The organism is Streptomyces arenae (assembly GCF_022343545.1).
GTDB classification, from domain to species: Bacteria; Actinomycetota; Actinomycetes; order Streptomycetales; family Streptomycetaceae; genus Streptomyces; species Streptomyces humi.
Genome location: NZ_JAKQYH010000002.1, coordinates 271,637 through 286,017, shown reverse-complemented (window position 1 = coordinate 286,017; position 14,381 = coordinate 271,637). Strand labels below are relative to the sequence as shown.

The following is a 14,381-nucleotide window of genomic DNA, read 5'->3' as shown; positions in this document are numbered from 1 at the left end:
AGCGGTATGGACAAGGTGATGGCCACGGCCGTGGAGGCCCTGGCGGACGTGACCGACGGACGGTCGTTCGCTGTCGGCGGCTTCGGACTGAGCGGTGTCCCCGAGGTGCTCATCGGCGCCCTGTACGAGAGCGGGGCGAGCGGTCTGACCGTGGTGTCGAACAACTGCGGCGTGGACGGCCGTGGCCTCGGCATCCTGCTGGCAGCGGGCCGCATCGCCCGGGTCACGGGCTCGTACATCGGCGAGAACAAGGAGTTCGCCCGCCAGTACCTCGCGGGCGAGCTGGAGGTCGAACTGACGCCACAGGGCACGCTCGCGGAGCGGCTCAGGGCGGGCGGCTGCGGAATCCCGGCCTTCTACACCCCGGCCGGCATCGGCACGCAGGTCGCGGAGGGCGGGCTGCCGTGGCGGTACGCGCCGGACGGATCCGTAGCCATGGCATCGCCGCCCAAGGAGATACGGACCTTCCATGGCGTCGACCACATCTTGGAACACGCCATCACCACCGACTTCGCGCTGGTCAGGGCCGCGCGCGGAGACCGGCACGGCAACCTCGTCTTCCACCGTGCGGCACGCAACTTCAATCCGCTGGCCGCGATGGCCGGGCGCATCACCGTGGCCGAAGTGGAGGAACTGGTCGAGCCGGGAGCGCTCGACCCCCACGAGATCCATCTGCCCGGGGTGTTCGTCCAGCGTGTCGTGGCGCTGACCCCCGAGCAGGCGGCCGACAAGGCAATCGAGAAGAGGACGGTGCGCGAGCGATGAGCTGGACCAGGGACGAGATGTCAGCGCGCGCTGCGCGCGAGCTGCGGGACGGCGACTACGTCAACCTCGGCATCGGCCTGCCCACCCGCGTGGCCGACCACCTGCCGACAGACATCGACGTCGTCCTGCACTCGGAGAACGGCCTGCTCGGCGTCGGACCGTATCCGTCACCCGACGAGGTCGACGCCGACCTCATCAACGCGGGCAAGGAGACGGTGACCGTGCGGCCGGGGGCGGCCTTCTTCGACTCCTCGCTGTCCTTCGGGATGATCCGCGGCGGTCACATCGACACCGCCGTCCTGGGCGCGCTACAGGTCTCGGTCCGCGGCGACCTGGCCAACTGGGCGGTTCCCGGAAAGATGATCAAGGGCATGGGCGGTGCGATGGACCTCGTCCACGGCGCCCGCAGGGTCGTCGTACTGATGGAACACACCGCCAGGGACGGCAGCCCCAAGATCGTCGAGAACTGCACCTTGCCGCTGACGGGCCGGGCCTGTGTGGACCGGATCATCACCGACCTGTGCGTCCTCGACATCACGCCGACCGGACTCCGGCTCGTGGAAACCGCCCCAGGTGCGACGGCCGACGAAATCGCCGCCCTGACACCGCTGACCTCCCACCCCAGTCCCGCAGGGAGCCACTGATGATCGAGAAACCGCGTGACGTGTACGTCGTCGACGCCGTGCGCACCCCCTTCGGCCGCTATGGCGGTGCCCTGGCGGGCGTACGTCCCGACGATCTCGCCGCCGGTGCGCTGCGCGCCCTCCTGGACCGCAGTCCCGACCTGGATCCGGGGCGCATCGACGACGTGCTGCTCGGAAACGCCAACGGAGCGGGCGAGGAGAACCGCGACGTGGCCCGGATGGCCGCGCTGCTCGCAGGACTCCCGGTCACCGTGCCGGGTGCCACGCTCAACCGGCTGTGCGGATCCGGCATGGAGGCAGTCGTCCAGGCGGCCCGCGCCATCGCGCTCGGCGACGCTTCCATTGCGGTGGCCGGCGGCGTCGAGTCCATGAGCCGCGCGCCGTGGGTGTTGCCGAAGCCGGAGCGTGCCTTCCCGGCGAAGGATCAGCAGCTGTACTCGACGACGCTCGGCTGGCGCATGGTGAACCCGCGGATGCCGGCGGAGTGGACCATCCCCCTTGGCGAGAGCGCGGAACTCGTCGGCGCCAAGTACGCCGTCACACGGGAGGCACAGGACGCGTTCGCCCTGGCCAGCCACCGCAACGCCGCCCGCGCCTGGCGTGAGGGCAGGTATGCGGGAGAGGTCGTCCCCGTCGAGGGGGTGGACCTGCCCCGTGACGAGGGCATCCGGGACGACACCTCCCTGGAGGCCCTCGCCCGGCTCAGGCCGGCCTTCATCGAGGACGGCACGATCACAGCAGGCAACGCCTCGCCACTCAACGACGGAGCGGCCGCGCTGCTGCTCGCCGACGAGGAGGGGCTCGCGGCGATCGGCCGCGAACCACTGGCGCGGGTGCGGGCGGCGGCGGTGACCGGCATCGAGCCGCAGTACTTCGGACTCGGCCCGGTGGAGGCGATCCGCAAGGTGCTCGGGAAGGCGTCGGTCGCTCCTGACGAACTGCACACGATCGAACTCAACGAGGCGTACGCGGCACAGGCTCTGGCCTGCCTGGCCGCGCTGCCCGAACTCGACCCGGAGGTCGTCAACCCGCACGGTGGCGCCATCGCCATCGGCCATCCGCTGGGAGCCTCGGGCGCCCGCATCACCGGCGCGGTCGCGCACCAGTTGGCCGCGGCGGGATCCGGGACCGGGCTGGCGGCTCTGTGCATCGGGGTGGGCCAGGCACTGGCGCTGGTCCTGGAACGCTGAAGCCGCTGCCGTGGGCGCGGGGTGCCCCCTTCACCTCTCAACTCGCGCGACGCAGGGTGGCCGGGGTGGTCCCCAGCCTGGCGCGCATCGCTCGTGTCAGGTGTTCCTGGTGCGAGAAACCGCATTCGACCGCCACCTGCCCGATGGGGACGGAACCCGTGCGCAGCATTCGGCATGCCTGCTCCAGGCGCAGCGCCAGCAGGTACTGGTGCGGCGACTGTCCGGTGCTCGCCCTGAACTGCCGGGTGAACTGGCTGCGGCTCAGTGAGGCGGCGGCGGCCAGATCCGCGATCGGCAGTGCCTCGGCGAGGCGCTCCTCCATGAGTTCCCTGACCGCCACGAGCTGCCGGTCGCTCAGTCCGGACGGGCCGGGAGGCGGCTCGGCGGGCGCGGCAGCGTGCCGCCGTACGAGCTGGGCGGCGAGCATGCCGGCGAGGTGGTCGACATAGGTGCGTGCCGACGGCTGCCAGTCCCGTGCCACCCCCGCCAAGGCCAGGACGAGCTGTTCGGCCAACGGATCGACGGCACCGAGGTCCTCGGACAGCTGGACCGGCCGCCCGTCGTTGGCCTCGCGCAACGCCTCGTCGCTCAGGTAGGCGTGCACGGTGTCGAGCCGGCCGCCGAGTTCCACGGACAGCGTTTGGCCGGCTGGCTGCACGAACAGCCCACCGCGTGGGACGGCCCGCGACCGCGTCGTCGGCCCCTGGCCCCTGCGGACGATCACCGGTCCGCTGAGATGCAGGATCAGCAGGTGGGTGGGGGCCGGTTCGAAGTGAGCGCGGTAGGGCTGTTCCTTCTGGCGGGAGAGGTACAGGTGATCCCAGCCGAGCCCTGCGCTGGTGTGCTGTGGCTCTACGCCGGGCTGCCGCAGGATGCCCAGCGTGTCCGCGAGTCCGAGCTCTGCCACGGTACGACCTCCTTGCGGCACCTCGCCGGAAATTGAATCGTAAACTATATCCCTGGGTCGAGGACAGGTATGGCCGAGTCCGTTTCTTGCTGTCGCGCTTCACCCGTCGGCGAGGCGTTGGATGGTGGTGCTGAGCCATGCCTGGAGGTGGGCGGGGTCGCCGAGCTCGGAACGCAGGACCCGGCGGCGGGTCGAGACGCCGAGTACGAAGGCGTCGATCGCTGCGGCTCGGCTGCTGGCGTTCGCCTCGTCCAGGCCGCTGTTGCGCAGGTAGTGGTAAAGCGGCTCCAGCGAATTGGTGTCGAGGAAGACGGCCAGCGCCTCCGCCGCCTCCGGGCGTTCGCCGGAGGCGCGTTGCAGTACCAGCAGCGGATCCTCCCCGGGTGCACCGAACCAGCGTTGGACGATGCTCGCCGCGAGGCGCGAACCCAGCTCGGAACGGTCACCGTCGAAGGAGTCGGAGACCGGGATCTCCACTCGGGTGGCTGCCAGGAAGAGCCCCTCTTTGCCACCGAAATAACGGGTGATGAGGTTGGGGGACACACCGGCCGCGTCGGCCACGTCCTTGACCGTGACCGCCGCGTAACCGTGCTGGGCGAACAACCGTCGTGCGTGCCCCAGGATCCGCTGCCGGGTGGCGGCCGCATTGCGCAAAGTCATGTGTATCACCGTACACATCATGTGTACGGTGATACACATGAACGAGGAGATGCGGGAACGACTCCGGCGGACGCGGCGCGTCACGACGCCGTGGAGCGACGACGGGAGGCGCGGCATCCGCGGTGCCCGCCTCGATGAACTGCTCGAGCGCTGGGCGAACGGGTACGACTGGGGGGTGCACGAGCGCCGCATCGGCGCGTTCCCCTGGGTTACGGTGCGGACGGGCGACACCGACCTGCGTGTGATCCATCAGCGGTCCGCGGATCCCGGCGCCCCGGTTGTCGTGCTGCTGCACGGCTGGCCGGACTCGGTGCTGCGGTTCGAGCGTGTCCTGCCTCTGCTCGCGGACCTGCATGTGGTGGTCCCCGCACTGCCGGGCTTCCCGTTCGCGGCCCCGTTCACCGGTTCCGGCATGTCGGTCGACCGGATCGCCCGGATCGTCGCTGCCGCTCTGGACCAGCTCGGTTACTCACGGTATACGGTGTCCGGCGGAGATGTGGGTGGCACCGTCGCAGAACTCCTCGCGGCCGAACACCCGGACCGGGTGGCCGCCCTGCACCTCACCAACGTCGCCCCACAGCGTGCGCTCACCGCAGACCCAGCGGAGTTCGAGCCCGACGCGGCGGCCTACCTGGGCCGGTCGGCGCAGTGGTTCCGGGCCGAGGGCGGATACATCGCGGAGCAGTCGACGCGGCCGAACACGCTCGCCGTCGCCCTCGGTGACTCGCCTGCCGGCCTTGCGGCGTGGATCGTCGAGAAACTGGAGTCCTGGTCCGACGAGTCGGCCTTCACGACAGACGAACTCCTGACCTGGGTCACCGCCTATTGGATCACCGGCACGATCGGCACCTCTTTCACCACCTACGCGGAACCGGTCGCCCTCCCCGGCCGGGTCGACACGCCGACCGTGCTCTCGGTGTTCCCGCGTGACATCAAACCGGAGCCGCGAAGCTACGCCGAAGCGTTCCTGAACGTGTGCGATTACGTGGAACACCCTGCCGGCGGCCACTTCGCAGCCTGGGAACAACCAGAGGCTTACGCCAACGACGTACACCGTGCGGTCGGACTGAGCGGCTGAAACAGAACTGCCGCCGACCGCCTCGCCGGTTGGGCCGTTCCTGACACCCCGTCAACGGTGTCCTTCCTGTCAGACCTTCAGCGGCTGTCTTCCGGACGAGTCCGGTGGCTTGTTCCAGTCCGGGGAGATGGCGAACAGCCACAGGCCGTTCTGCTTGAAGACGGTGAAGTTCTGCTGCTGTCCGGTGCGGCGGAAGTGGATCGTGCCGCCTCGGACGTCGTAGGGATCCTCTTCGGTCATGTTGATCGAGACCGGTCCCGCGGCGCCCCCACCATAGCTGCGGATGAACCAGCGGGCGCCGGCTGCCTCGCTGCGGCGGGCGAACCAGGAGTGCCTGGACAGCTCCTCCAGACCGTCTGTGTCACCGTCACGCACGCGCCCTATGAAGAGTCGCATGTAGAGCTTGAGTGTGTCGGGGGCGGTCTTGTCGCCGGTGAAGGTCACCGCGGGCAACCCCGCCCGGCTTGCCTGGCGGTAGTCCCACTGGTCGCGCGGCGCGCCCCAGGCGGCTGTGCCTGCGGCCAGCAGGACAACCAGGGCCAGCGAGGCCCCCAGCACATAGCTGCGTTTCATCTTTACCTCAGTACCAGTGCGGGGTGATGGGGGCGATGCAGACCGTGACGTCCTCGCGGCGCTTCATGATCGCAGAAAGGGTTGTGAGCGGTGCCGTACGACGGCGTCAGCTCCGGCGGCACCGTTCCCGAAGCTCCGCGAGGACCGCCTTCTCACGGGAGTTGACGTCACCGTCCACGGTGGCCACGCGCTCCGCCGCGTCGAGGACGTCGCTGAGATCGCCAAGCTCGGTGTCCACGCGCTTCCACACCTCGGCGGGGTCGATGTCGACGACGTGCGCGAGCTGCTCGTCGACCACCTCGTGCCGCTCCCGGACCAGCCTCACCAGATGCCGCATCAGCAGCGCCTCGTCGTCGGCGATTTTGGCCTTCGCGTTCGCCCTGAGCACGAGCCACGCGACCCACAGCATCAACTGCGGGTGGCGACTGCGCTCGCTGATTGCCTCAGCGATCTCGATCACCCGCGCCTCGTTCCGGAAGACGGCGCGCGCGTGCCGGCCGGCGAGGAGCGTGGTGTAGCGGTTCAGCAGGACGGCGAGGGGGACGCCGACCAGGGGGATGCCGATCTTGATGACGTTGCGCTGGAGGAGGTGCTTCCCGACGACGGGGAGCGCTTTCCCGGCGGTGAGTGCCGATCCGGAGTAGAAGCGCTTGACCAAGGGGCGCACCAGGGCCGGGACCGCCTTGGCCACGCCTTCCCGGGCCGCTTCGCCGCTCTTGATGGTGAAGGCCACGCGGATGAGCTTCCACAGGTCCTCGGGGTCGTGCACGTCGAGCGGGACCCGGTAGAGCACGGAGATGTCGTAGGCCAGGCGAAGCTGGAGCTGGGTGGTGAACGCGACGTCGACCATCATGGTCGCCACGGCCGCGGGGACGGTCGCCGGCGAGGCACCCCCGAGGCTCCCGATGGTGGCGGCGACGGTCGCCGTGTGGTCAGGCGACCGGTGCCGTGACGAGTCACGGGGGTGCGGGTGTACAGGCGGGAGTTGTACAGGGGAGGGCGGACGCTCGTACGCGGTGCGGGCGGCGCGGCGCGCATCTCGGCTGAGCCGGTCCGAGGCCTCCGAGGCACCAGCAGGTCAAGAGGTCGTTCGATCCCGGTGTTTTATCCCGGAATCATCGGGGGTGAACCCCCTTGTGCCGGGCGGGCGTTGAGTGATGGGTGCCGGCGACGGAGTCCTGCACGCTCGCCGCGGTGTCGAGGCCGACAGAGTGGCACCCGCCTGCGACCTCCGTCGCGGCGGGTGCTTTTCGTTGTGCGTCGGTCACCCGACCGGATCGAGCACGACCGGAAGTTCCGCGAGGCCGCGGAAGGCCGGGAAGGGGACCTCCAGCCAGCGTGCTTCGGCGCGGGGGTCGGCCAAGGTCATCCTCGGGAACCGGTCGAACAGGGCGGTGAGCGCCAGCTGCATCTCCAGCCGGGCCAGCGGGGCTCCCAGGCAGTAGTGGCTGCCGTGCCCGAACCCCAGATGCGCGTCCTGCGCATTGCCCGGACGCGTCACGTTCAACTCGTCGGGGGCGTCGAACTTCAGCGGATCGCGGTTGGCCGAACTGAGCGCGACCTGGACCAGGGCGCCCTTGGGGATCCGGGTCCCGCTGTACTCGACGTCCTCGGTCGCGAAACGGAACGTCGCGCTCTCCACGGAGCCGTCGTAGCGCACCAGTTCCTCGACCGCCGCACGCATCAGCTCCCCGTTCTCCCGCACGGCGCGCAGCTGTTCGGGATGGGACAGAAGATGATGCACGGCGTTGCCGATCAGGTACGCGGTCGTCTTGTGACCCGCGAACATCAGCAGGAACGCCGTGGACACCAGCTCGTTCTCGGTCAGCCCGCCGTCGTCGTCCCGGACGGCGGTGAGCGCGGTCAGGAGGTCGTCACCCGGACGCTTCCGCTTGGCGGCGACGAGATCCGAGAAGAACGCGTGCAGGTCCTCCTCCGCCTTCTGCTGGGCCCGCTTGGCCTCCTCGTTGAAGCCGCTCTGAGCCACCGTGGAGGACAGGTTCTGCATCCGCGACCGTTCCTCGGGCGGTACACCGAGCAGATCGCAGATCACGGTGATCGGCAGCGGGAACGCGAAGACCGGCAACAGGTCGAAGGGCTCCCGGGCCGGGCACTCGTCGAGCAGCCCCCGGACGATGTCCTGGATCTTCGGCCGCAGAGCCTCCACCCGCCGTGGGGTGAACGCGGAGTTCACCAGCCTGCGCAGCCGGGTGTGCTTGGGCGCGTCGGAGTTGAGCATGTTGTCGTCCAGCGCGACGGACGAGTCACCGAAGATCCTCCGGTAGGCGTCCATGGCCCCGTACATGTCCTTGCTCAACCGCGGATCCGCCAGGGCGGCCCGCGCGTCCTCGTACCGGGTGATCAGGTACGTCTCGTTGCCGTGCGGCGGTCTCATGGGGCAGACCGGGGCCGTGTCGCGGAGATGGGCGTAGACGGTGTGGGGGTCCCGCCGGAAATCCGGGGTGCAGCGTTCGGCCGCGGTGACGGCCTCTTGCGTGGTGGTCACGGACGACTCCTGAGGTCGAAGAGGGCCTCGGCGTTGCCACCGAGGATGAGCTGCTGCGACGCTCTGTCGACCGGCAGCTTCTCGATCATGCGGATCTGCTCCTCCAGCGGCACGGCCAGCGGTGGTGAGTCGGTACCGAACAGCATCCGCCCGGGCCCCAGCACCTCCGCGTTCAGGCTCAGATGTGCCGGACTGGACGGGCTCGTGTCGACGTACATGCGCATCAGTGCCGCTGCCGGGTCGACCGCCGGCGCCAGGGCCGCCGACGGCGCCGAGGCCGCCCCGGGCCGGCCGGAGGGCGGCGCGCCCCCGGCCCAGTGCCGGGGGCGCGCCGCCGTCCGCAGGCGCTCCGGCAGCAGCGCCATCGCGCCGCCGCCGGTCGCGCCGATCAGCCGTAGCTCCGGGTACTTGTCCAGCCACCCCGCGAAGGCGATCATGGCCATGCCCATGGTGACGTCGCCGAACCGGCCGATCTGCTCGACGAAGCCGGTCTCCTCGACCCGTTCCGTGCCGACCGGTTCGGCCGGGGCGTGTACCAGGACGGGTACGCCCGCCTCCGCGGCCAGCGCGAAGAAGGAGTCCGCCCGCGGGGAGCCGAGCAGCTCCCCGTGGACGCTGGACGTGGTGATCAGCCCGACGAAGGCCGGGTCCGCCAGGGTCTCCCGCACCCCTTCGAGGTGATCGTCGTCGCCGAACGGGTTGGCGTACACGTAACCGCGCAACCGGTCCGGGAACCTGGCGATCAGCCCCGACATCCAGGCGTGGAAACCGCGCAGCCGGTCTCGTGGTTGCGCGTAGTTGTCCACGCCCGGAACCCGCGCCATCGCTCCGGCACCGACGGGGCTGCCGATGATGGTGAGGTCGATGCCGGCCTCGGCGCGAGCGGCGAGCATGCCGTCGACGTCGGTCAGGCTCGGGGGCATGGGGAAGCGTTCGGCCGCCTCCGGCGGGGAGAGATGCCCGTGGATGTCGATGATCACGTGTCGCTACCCGGTTTCGGTGTGAGTGCGCGGGTGACCGCGGCACAGTCCTGGTCGCCCAGTCCCTGCTCGGTGGCACGGACGTGGGTCTCCGCGGCGGCGGTGGTGAGCGGCAGGCTCAGACCGACCGCCGCCGCCTGCTTGGTAGCGAGCATGAGGTCTTTCGCCATCAGCCGCAGCCGGAAGTCCGGCTCCTCGAAGTGGCCGGAACCCAGGCGCCTCGACTTGAACGCCATGACCGGAGAGGCGAAGCCGCTGCCCGCGACGGTCTTGAGGACCGACTGCCGGTCCAGGCCGCAGGCGGTCGCCAGTTCGGTGACCTCGGCCAGGGCCTGCACCTCGATGCCCATCAGGAGGTTGAGGCACAGTTTCATCCGCATGCCGGAACCGAGTGCGCCCAGATGGACGACCTCCTTGCCCAGCACCTCCAGCAGCGGGCGGCAGGCGTCGAACGCCTCTTCCGCACCGCCGACGAAGAGCCGGAGCTCGCCGTCCCGGGCGTGGTCGCGGTTGCCCAGCATGCCCACGTCCACGACCGAGGGGGTGTCCCCGGCGATCTGGACGACCTCTTCCGGAGAGACGGTGCTGGCGCAGACGAGGACCCCGGAGTAGGGGCCCTCGGCCAGGACGCCGTCGGGTCCGCGCAGCACGGAGCCGAGGGCCTCGCCGTCGGCGACGACGCAGATGGCGGCGCTCGTGCCCGCGACGGCGTCGGCGGGGTGTGAGGCGACGACGGCGCCTGCCGCGGCAAGCGGTTCGGCGCGCTCCGGGGTACGGTTCCAGACCCGGACCTGTGTTCCCCGGTCGAGGAGGCGGGCGGCCAGGCCGGAGCCCATCGTGCCGAGCCCGAGTACGGCGACGGGGCCGTTGGCGGTGCGCGTCATGACGCCACCCCCTCGGTCTCCTTGACGACCCGGAACCGCAGCGACTGCGTCGAGTCGACCCACTGGCGCAGCGGAGCCACCAGTGCGCGGTGCTCCGCGCTCTGCTGCCAGGCGAAGAAGTGCTCGGCCGTCTGCCACTCGCTGGTGATGACCCACTGCCGGGAGTCGTCCACGGGTGCGCCCAGCCTCTCGACGATGTGGCCGGGGGTCCGGGCGACGGACTCGCGGAGCTGGTCGTACAGATCCAGGAATCCCTGCTCGCCGCCCTCGATCACTTGGACGGTGAAGACGACGCTCAGCTTGTCGGCCGACTGGCCGTTGTTCCTCGTGCCCATGTCTCCTCCTGAGGGTGAGATCCGGCAGGACACGACTCCAACGGCCTCATGTCCCCCATGCGGACGCAACTCCGAATGGGGGACGGGCCCAGGGGGACAAGGGGTTGACGGAACGTGATTACTCTTTACGGGTGAGTGACGGCGCTGCGTGTCACCGGCCGCCGGGCACGGACGGCCGCACTCGAATGCGGGAAGGTTTCGCCTGGCCGCTTCACCCCTAGCGCGTGTGACGAAGGGCACCTGAGCTGGGGTTATTCCACAGCTCAGGTGCCCTTTCCAGGCCGTGTCAGCCGGTCGCGCTGCCCGAGGCCCATTCCTTCCACGACATGTTCCAGTCGCTGAGGCCGTTGTCCGGGGACAGGGTGGTCTTGTCCGCGGAGTTCTTGACGATCACGACGTCTCCGGTCATCGAGTTGTCGAAGAACCACGCGGCGGGTTGGTTGCCGTCGCCGCCGCCCTTGACGTCGTTCAGGCCTATGCAGCCGTGGCTGGTGTTGACCTTGCCGAAGACCGAGTCGGCACCCCAGTAGTTGCCGTGGATGAACGTGCCCGAGTCGGTCAGGCGCATGGCGTGCGGTACGTCGTCGATGTCGTACGCGGGCTTGCCGTCCTTCATGAGGCCGACGGTCGCACCGTTCATGCGGGTCTGCGTGAACTTCTCCGAGATGACCATCCGACCGTTGTACGTCGGATGCTCGGGGCTGCCGGACGAGACCGGGATGGTCTTGATCGCCTTGCCGTCCCGTACGACGGTCATCTGCTTGGTCCCGGCGTCCACGGTGCTGATCTGGCTCCGGCCGATGGTGAACGTGACCGTCTTCTGGATGCCGTTCCGGGTGAGCTTGACGGTGACGGTGGAGCCGGCCTTCCAGTAGCTCTCGGGGCGGAAGTCCAGGCGGGCGTCGTTGAGCCAGTGGCCGACGACCCGCTGCCCGCTGCTGGAGCTGACCTGGATCTCCGACTGCACGGCGGCCTTGTCGCCGATCGCCTTGTCGAAGGTCACCGTCACCGGCATGCCCACGCCGACGGTCGAGCCGTCCTCGGGGGAGAGGTGCCCGATGAAGTCGTTGGCCGGGGAGACCGTGGTGATCGTGGCGTTCCCGGTGGCGGAGCGTCCCTCGGCGTCCTCGGCCGCTGCGGCGACCTGGTACCTGGTGGCCCGCTCCAGCGGGGTGTTCGGCTTCCAGGACGTGCCGTCCGCGGACAGGGTGCCCGGAATCTCGGTACCGGTCGCGACAGCCGTCATGGTCACCTTGGTGAGCTTGCCGTTGCTGACGGTGACTTCGACGGGGCGGTTGATTCCGACGCCGTAGGCGCCTTGCCCGGGCGTGATCTCTATTCGGGCGTCGGAAGCGTCCTGGGCGCCCGCCCGAGCTGCCTGCGTCTGCGCCTGCGCCTGGGGTTTCGGGCTAGTCCCGGTGTCGTTGCCGCCGGTGGCGGCGTTGCTGGTGCCGCCGAGGGCCGTGAGCGCGAGTATGCCGCCCAGCACGCCGGCCGTGGCCATCAGCCCGGTGGTTCGCTTACGTACCGTGATCAAACGCTTCTCCCGTGACGCCGGTCATCGAATCCCTGGAGCTGGTCACCGGCAGAGTGCGACCAGCCTTGAAGTACTACTTTTATGGATTCATCCGCTCTGAAGATAGGAATTGTGGCGAATTCCACGCGTTGCGAGAGCGTTGCCGACGGGTCCACCACAGCGCGGAAACCGCTGCTGCGGTACCCGACGCAGGTCCGCCCGAGGAGCCTCGCCGGCTGTCGTAGCGACCGGGCCGCGTTCGCCCCTGCACCGGGCGCTGCGCAAGCTGCGCGACCGGACCCCGTGGTCCCCTTGCCGCGGGCGGCCGTCGACCCGCCGGGGCCTGACCGTACTGGCCCATACGAATGATTCACCGGCGCCGCGGGGTGAACGAAGGGCCTTCGCGGCCCGAGTCGACGGCCGGCAGCCGCTCGCGGCCCTACGTTGGCTCGTGTGTCGCTGAGCTACGCCTTCGTGAACCTGAAGCCCGGGGTGGGAAAGACGACCAGCGCGGTCTGGCTGGCCCACGCACTCCACGAGTCGGGCATTCCGCCGCTGCTGGTCGACAGTGACCCCGCTTCCTCCGCGCTGCGCTGGAGCGAACTGGCGGGCGGCTTCCCGTTTCCGGTGGTCGCCCTTCCGGTGGGCGATGTGCACCGGCGCGTGAACGACTTCCTGGGCGACCGGAAGGCCGTCGTGTTCGACGCTCCGCAACTGGAGGACCACGCGCACATCGCCCGCAGCATCATGAGATACGCGAGCGAATGGATCGTGCCCGTCACCCCGGCTCCCATCGAGCTGGACCGCATGGCGCCCATCGGCGGCGAGATGGGCGACGTACAGTCCCTTCGCAACCAGCCCGCCCACGCCGCCGTGCTGCTGAACCGGACGAACCGGGCCGACGCCACGCGCACGGGTCCTGACGCCGACGCCCGCGAAGCTCTCAGCGAGCGGGGTTTCGACGTGCTGTCCACCCACATTCCGCGGCTCGACCTGTACGCCCAGTCATTCGGCAGTCAGGTGCAGGTCAAAGGCACGGCGTACATGGACCTCGCGGACGAACTCATCAAGCGACAGGACACGGCATGAACCAGCGCAAGGACACCTACCGAGCCGCATTGCAGCGCGGGCCGGAAGCGGTCGTACCACGTCCGCTCAAAGTCACCCAACTGCACACCCGTTACGTGCGGTTGACCATCGAGCTCGACACCGGCCTGCCGCGCGACCTCGTGCAATGGGCGAGGTCGCCGGTGTCCGCGCTGGTACGGGCGGGCGCCGCTGCCCTGCGGCCCCCGACCAGCGCCCGTTGAGCCCGCCGAGCGGCCCGTCCGGGAACCGGCCGCCCTTCTCGTTTTGGTGGCGTCCCGGCGCCGGCGCGGTCCCGGGTCCGGCGGGCGGGTCAGCGCAGGCCGGCGAAGAGGTCGCTCTCCGGTAGGGCCGCACCGGTGGTGTCCTGGACCCGCACGAAGGTCTCGACGCCCATCAACTCCGTGAACCTCTCCCGGCCCATCTTGAGGAAGAAGATGTTCTCGCCCTGGCTGGCGTGCGCGGCGAGCGCGTCGAACTTCTGGCCCCCGAACGCGGTGGAGTCCACCCAGGTGGTGATCTCCTCGTCGGGAAGTCCGATCTCCGCCATCGCGGCGGCCTCCGCCGGATCCGGCTCCGGCACGTCCGCACCGAGCTCGCGCAGGGTCTCCCCGAACCGCTGCATCATCGAGCGGGGCGCCGTCGTCCAGTACACCTTCGGCGTCGGTTCGGTCATGGCCAGCGCCGCCATCGTGATGCGGTGGGCCTGGATGTGGTCGGGGTGGCCGTAGAAGCCGTTCTCGTCGTAGGTGACCACCACATCGGGCCGGTAGCGCCGGATGAGTTCCGCGAGCCGGGCGGCGCCCTCCGCCACGGGGGTCCGCCAGAAGGATCCGGGGGCGTCGTTGCTCTCCCAGCCCATCATTCCGGAATCGGCGTAGTCCAGCGTCTCGAGATGGCTGATCTTCAGGACCTCGCAGCTCGCCTCGAGTTCCTGACGCCGCAGCCGGGCGACGGCTGCCGGGTCGTGTCCGGGTTCGCCCGGTTTGACACCCCCCGGTCCGTCACCGCAACCGCCGTCGGTACACGTCACGAGGACGGTGCGGATGCCTTCCGCCGCGTACCGCGCGAGCACACCGCCCGTGCCGGTGGCTTCGTCGTCGGGATGGGCGTGCACCGCCATGAGCGTCAAGGGCCGGTCAGGCATGTAACGGTCCTCCAGGTGTGAAAAGGCCTCGGTCCGAGTTCCCCGCTCGCGCGGTACCGGTCCGTCTGCTGCTGCAACAGTGCCGGCCGGACCGGCTGTTCCCGCCGCCC

General features: G+C 69.7%; 16 protein-coding genes. 6 read left to right on the top strand and 10 right to left on the bottom strand.

The features are described from left to right. The first annotated feature begins 6 nt into the window (after positions 1-6). Genes MB828_RS01265 through MB828_RS01255 form a run of 3 tightly spaced genes read left to right on the top strand, consistent with a single transcriptional unit; the run spans position 7 to position 2,599 of the window. The gene (locus tag MB828_RS01265) at positions 7-765 is read left to right on the top strand and encodes a CoA transferase subunit A (protein ID WP_301646552.1); all 759 of its coding nucleotides are present in this window, start codon (positions 7-9) and stop codon (positions 763-765) included. Continuing rightward, the gene (locus MB828_RS01260) at positions 762-1,409 is read left to right on the top strand and encodes a CoA transferase subunit B (RefSeq protein ID WP_301646551.1); all 648 of its coding nucleotides are present in this window, start codon (positions 762-764) and stop codon (positions 1,407-1,409) included. Before MB828_RS01265 ends, MB828_RS01260 begins: the two co-directional genes overlap by 4 nt. Beyond that, positions 1,409-2,599 (top strand): thiolase family protein, encoded by a 1,191-nt coding sequence (locus MB828_RS01255; RefSeq protein WP_301646550.1) that lies wholly within the window; start codon positions 1,409-1,411, stop codon positions 2,597-2,599. Before MB828_RS01260 ends, MB828_RS01255 begins: the two co-directional genes overlap by 1 nt. 37 nt (positions 2,600-2,636) lie before the next feature. On the opposite strand, the gene MB828_RS01250 is transcribed toward MB828_RS01255, so the two are convergent. Next, complete coding sequence (locus tag MB828_RS01250) at positions 2,637-3,506, bottom strand: helix-turn-helix domain-containing protein (RefSeq protein WP_301646549.1); 870 nt, start codon at positions 3,504-3,506, stop codon at positions 2,637-2,639. A 99-nt stretch (positions 3,507-3,605) separates the two neighbouring features. Then, positions 3,606-4,166 (bottom strand): TetR/AcrR family transcriptional regulator, encoded by a 561-nt coding sequence (locus MB828_RS01245; RefSeq protein WP_301646548.1) that lies wholly within the window; start codon positions 4,164-4,166, stop codon positions 3,606-3,608. Positions 4,167-4,203: 37 nt separating this feature from the next. Here MB828_RS01245 and MB828_RS01240 point away from each other — a divergent pair, with 37 nt between their 5' ends. Continuing rightward, entirely contained in the window at positions 4,204-5,244 is a 1,041-nt protein-coding gene (locus tag MB828_RS01240; protein ID WP_301646547.1) for an epoxide hydrolase family protein, read from the top strand. Between the two features lie 69 nt (positions 5,245-5,313). Here MB828_RS01240 and MB828_RS01235 read toward each other — a convergent pair whose 3' ends face one another. The 7 genes from MB828_RS01235 to MB828_RS01205 all read right to left on the bottom strand — a co-directional run bounded on the left by MB828_RS01235 (position 5,314) and on the right by MB828_RS01205 (position 12,026). Continuing rightward, positions 5,314-5,817 carry a hypothetical protein gene (locus MB828_RS01235; RefSeq protein ID WP_301646546.1) on the bottom strand — a complete coding sequence of 168 codons (504 nt, stop codon included), beginning with the start codon at positions 5,815-5,817 and terminating at the stop codon, positions 5,314-5,316. Positions 5,818-5,923: 106 nt separating this feature from the next. Further along, on the bottom strand, positions 5,924-6,679 hold the full coding sequence (locus MB828_RS01230) for a hypothetical protein (RefSeq protein ID WP_301646545.1): 756 nt from the start codon (positions 6,677-6,679) through the stop codon (positions 5,924-5,926). Positions 6,680-7,081: 402 nt separating this feature from the next. Continuing rightward, the gene (locus MB828_RS01225) at positions 7,082-8,323 is read right to left on the bottom strand and encodes a cytochrome P450 family protein (RefSeq protein WP_301646544.1); all 1,242 of its coding nucleotides are present in this window, start codon (positions 8,321-8,323) and stop codon (positions 7,082-7,084) included. Beyond that, positions 8,320-9,303, bottom strand: a complete 984-nt coding sequence (locus MB828_RS01220) for an amidohydrolase family protein (RefSeq protein WP_301646543.1) — start codon at positions 9,301-9,303, stop codon at positions 8,320-8,322. The genes MB828_RS01225 and MB828_RS01220 overlap by 4 nt, the downstream gene beginning before the upstream one ends. Next, the gene (locus MB828_RS01215) at positions 9,300-10,187 is read right to left on the bottom strand and encodes an NAD(P)-dependent oxidoreductase (protein WP_301646542.1); all 888 of its coding nucleotides are present in this window, start codon (positions 10,185-10,187) and stop codon (positions 9,300-9,302) included. Before MB828_RS01215 ends, MB828_RS01220 begins: the two co-directional genes overlap by 4 nt. Next, a complete protein-coding gene (locus MB828_RS01210; RefSeq protein ID WP_301646541.1) occupies positions 10,184-10,522 on the bottom strand; it encodes an antibiotic biosynthesis monooxygenase family protein in 339 nt (112 codons plus the stop codon). Before MB828_RS01210 ends, MB828_RS01215 begins: the two co-directional genes overlap by 4 nt. Before the next feature lie 286 nt (positions 10,523-10,808). Next, a complete protein-coding gene (locus tag MB828_RS01205; RefSeq protein WP_301646685.1) occupies positions 10,809-12,026 on the bottom strand; it encodes a L,D-transpeptidase in 1,218 nt (405 codons plus the stop codon). 465 nt (positions 12,027-12,491) lie between these two features. Between MB828_RS01205 and MB828_RS01200 the strand changes: the two genes are divergently transcribed. Further along, complete coding sequence (locus MB828_RS01200; RefSeq protein WP_301646540.1) at positions 12,492-13,127, top strand: ParA family protein; 636 nt, start codon at positions 12,492-12,494, stop codon at positions 13,125-13,127. Beyond that, on the top strand, positions 13,124-13,348 hold the full coding sequence (locus tag MB828_RS01195) for a hypothetical protein (RefSeq protein ID WP_301646539.1): 225 nt from the start codon (positions 13,124-13,126) through the stop codon (positions 13,346-13,348). Before MB828_RS01200 ends, MB828_RS01195 begins: the two co-directional genes overlap by 4 nt. A gap of 89 nt (positions 13,349-13,437) precedes the next feature. Here the strand turns inward: MB828_RS01195 and MB828_RS01190 are convergent, their stop codons facing one another. Next, the gene (locus tag MB828_RS01190; RefSeq protein ID WP_301646538.1) at positions 13,438-14,271 is read right to left on the bottom strand and encodes a PIG-L family deacetylase; all 834 of its coding nucleotides are present in this window, start codon (positions 14,269-14,271) and stop codon (positions 13,438-13,440) included. Positions 14,272-14,381: the final 110 nt, after the last annotated feature.

Excerpts from the sequence above, each read along its gene's own strand:
- MB828_RS01265 (WP_301646552.1), top strand. The coding sequence starts at position 7 with ATGGACAAGGTGATGGCCACGGCCGTGGAGGCCCTGGCGGACGTGACC.
- MB828_RS01260 (WP_301646551.1), top strand. The coding sequence starts at position 762 with ATGAGCTGGACCAGGGACGAGATGTCAGCGCGCGCTGCGCGCGAGCTG.
- MB828_RS01255 (WP_301646550.1), top strand. The coding sequence starts at position 1,409 with ATGATCGAGAAACCGCGTGACGTGTACGTCGTCGACGCCGTGCGCACC.
- MB828_RS01245 (WP_301646548.1), bottom strand. The coding sequence starts at position 4,166 with ATGACTTTGCGCAATGCGGCCGCCACCCGGCAGCGGATCCTGGGGCAC.
- MB828_RS01240 (WP_301646547.1), top strand. The coding sequence starts at position 4,204 with ATGAACGAGGAGATGCGGGAACGACTCCGGCGGACGCGGCGCGTCACG.
- MB828_RS01235 (WP_301646546.1), bottom strand. The coding sequence starts at position 5,817 with ATGAAACGCAGCTATGTGCTGGGGGCCTCGCTGGCCCTGGTTGTCCTG.
- MB828_RS01215 (WP_301646542.1), bottom strand. The coding sequence starts at position 10,187 with ATGACGCGCACCGCCAACGGCCCCGTCGCCGTACTCGGGCTCGGCACG.
- MB828_RS01210 (WP_301646541.1), bottom strand. The coding sequence starts at position 10,522 with ATGGGCACGAGGAACAACGGCCAGTCGGCCGACAAGCTGAGCGTCGTC.
- MB828_RS01205 (WP_301646685.1), bottom strand. The coding sequence starts at position 12,026 with ATGGCCACGGCCGGCGTGCTGGGCGGCATACTCGCGCTCACGGCCCTC.
- MB828_RS01195 (WP_301646539.1), top strand. The coding sequence starts at position 13,124 with ATGAACCAGCGCAAGGACACCTACCGAGCCGCATTGCAGCGCGGGCCG.
- MB828_RS01190 (WP_301646538.1), bottom strand. The coding sequence starts at position 14,271 with ATGCCTGACCGGCCCTTGACGCTCATGGCGGTGCACGCCCATCCCGAC.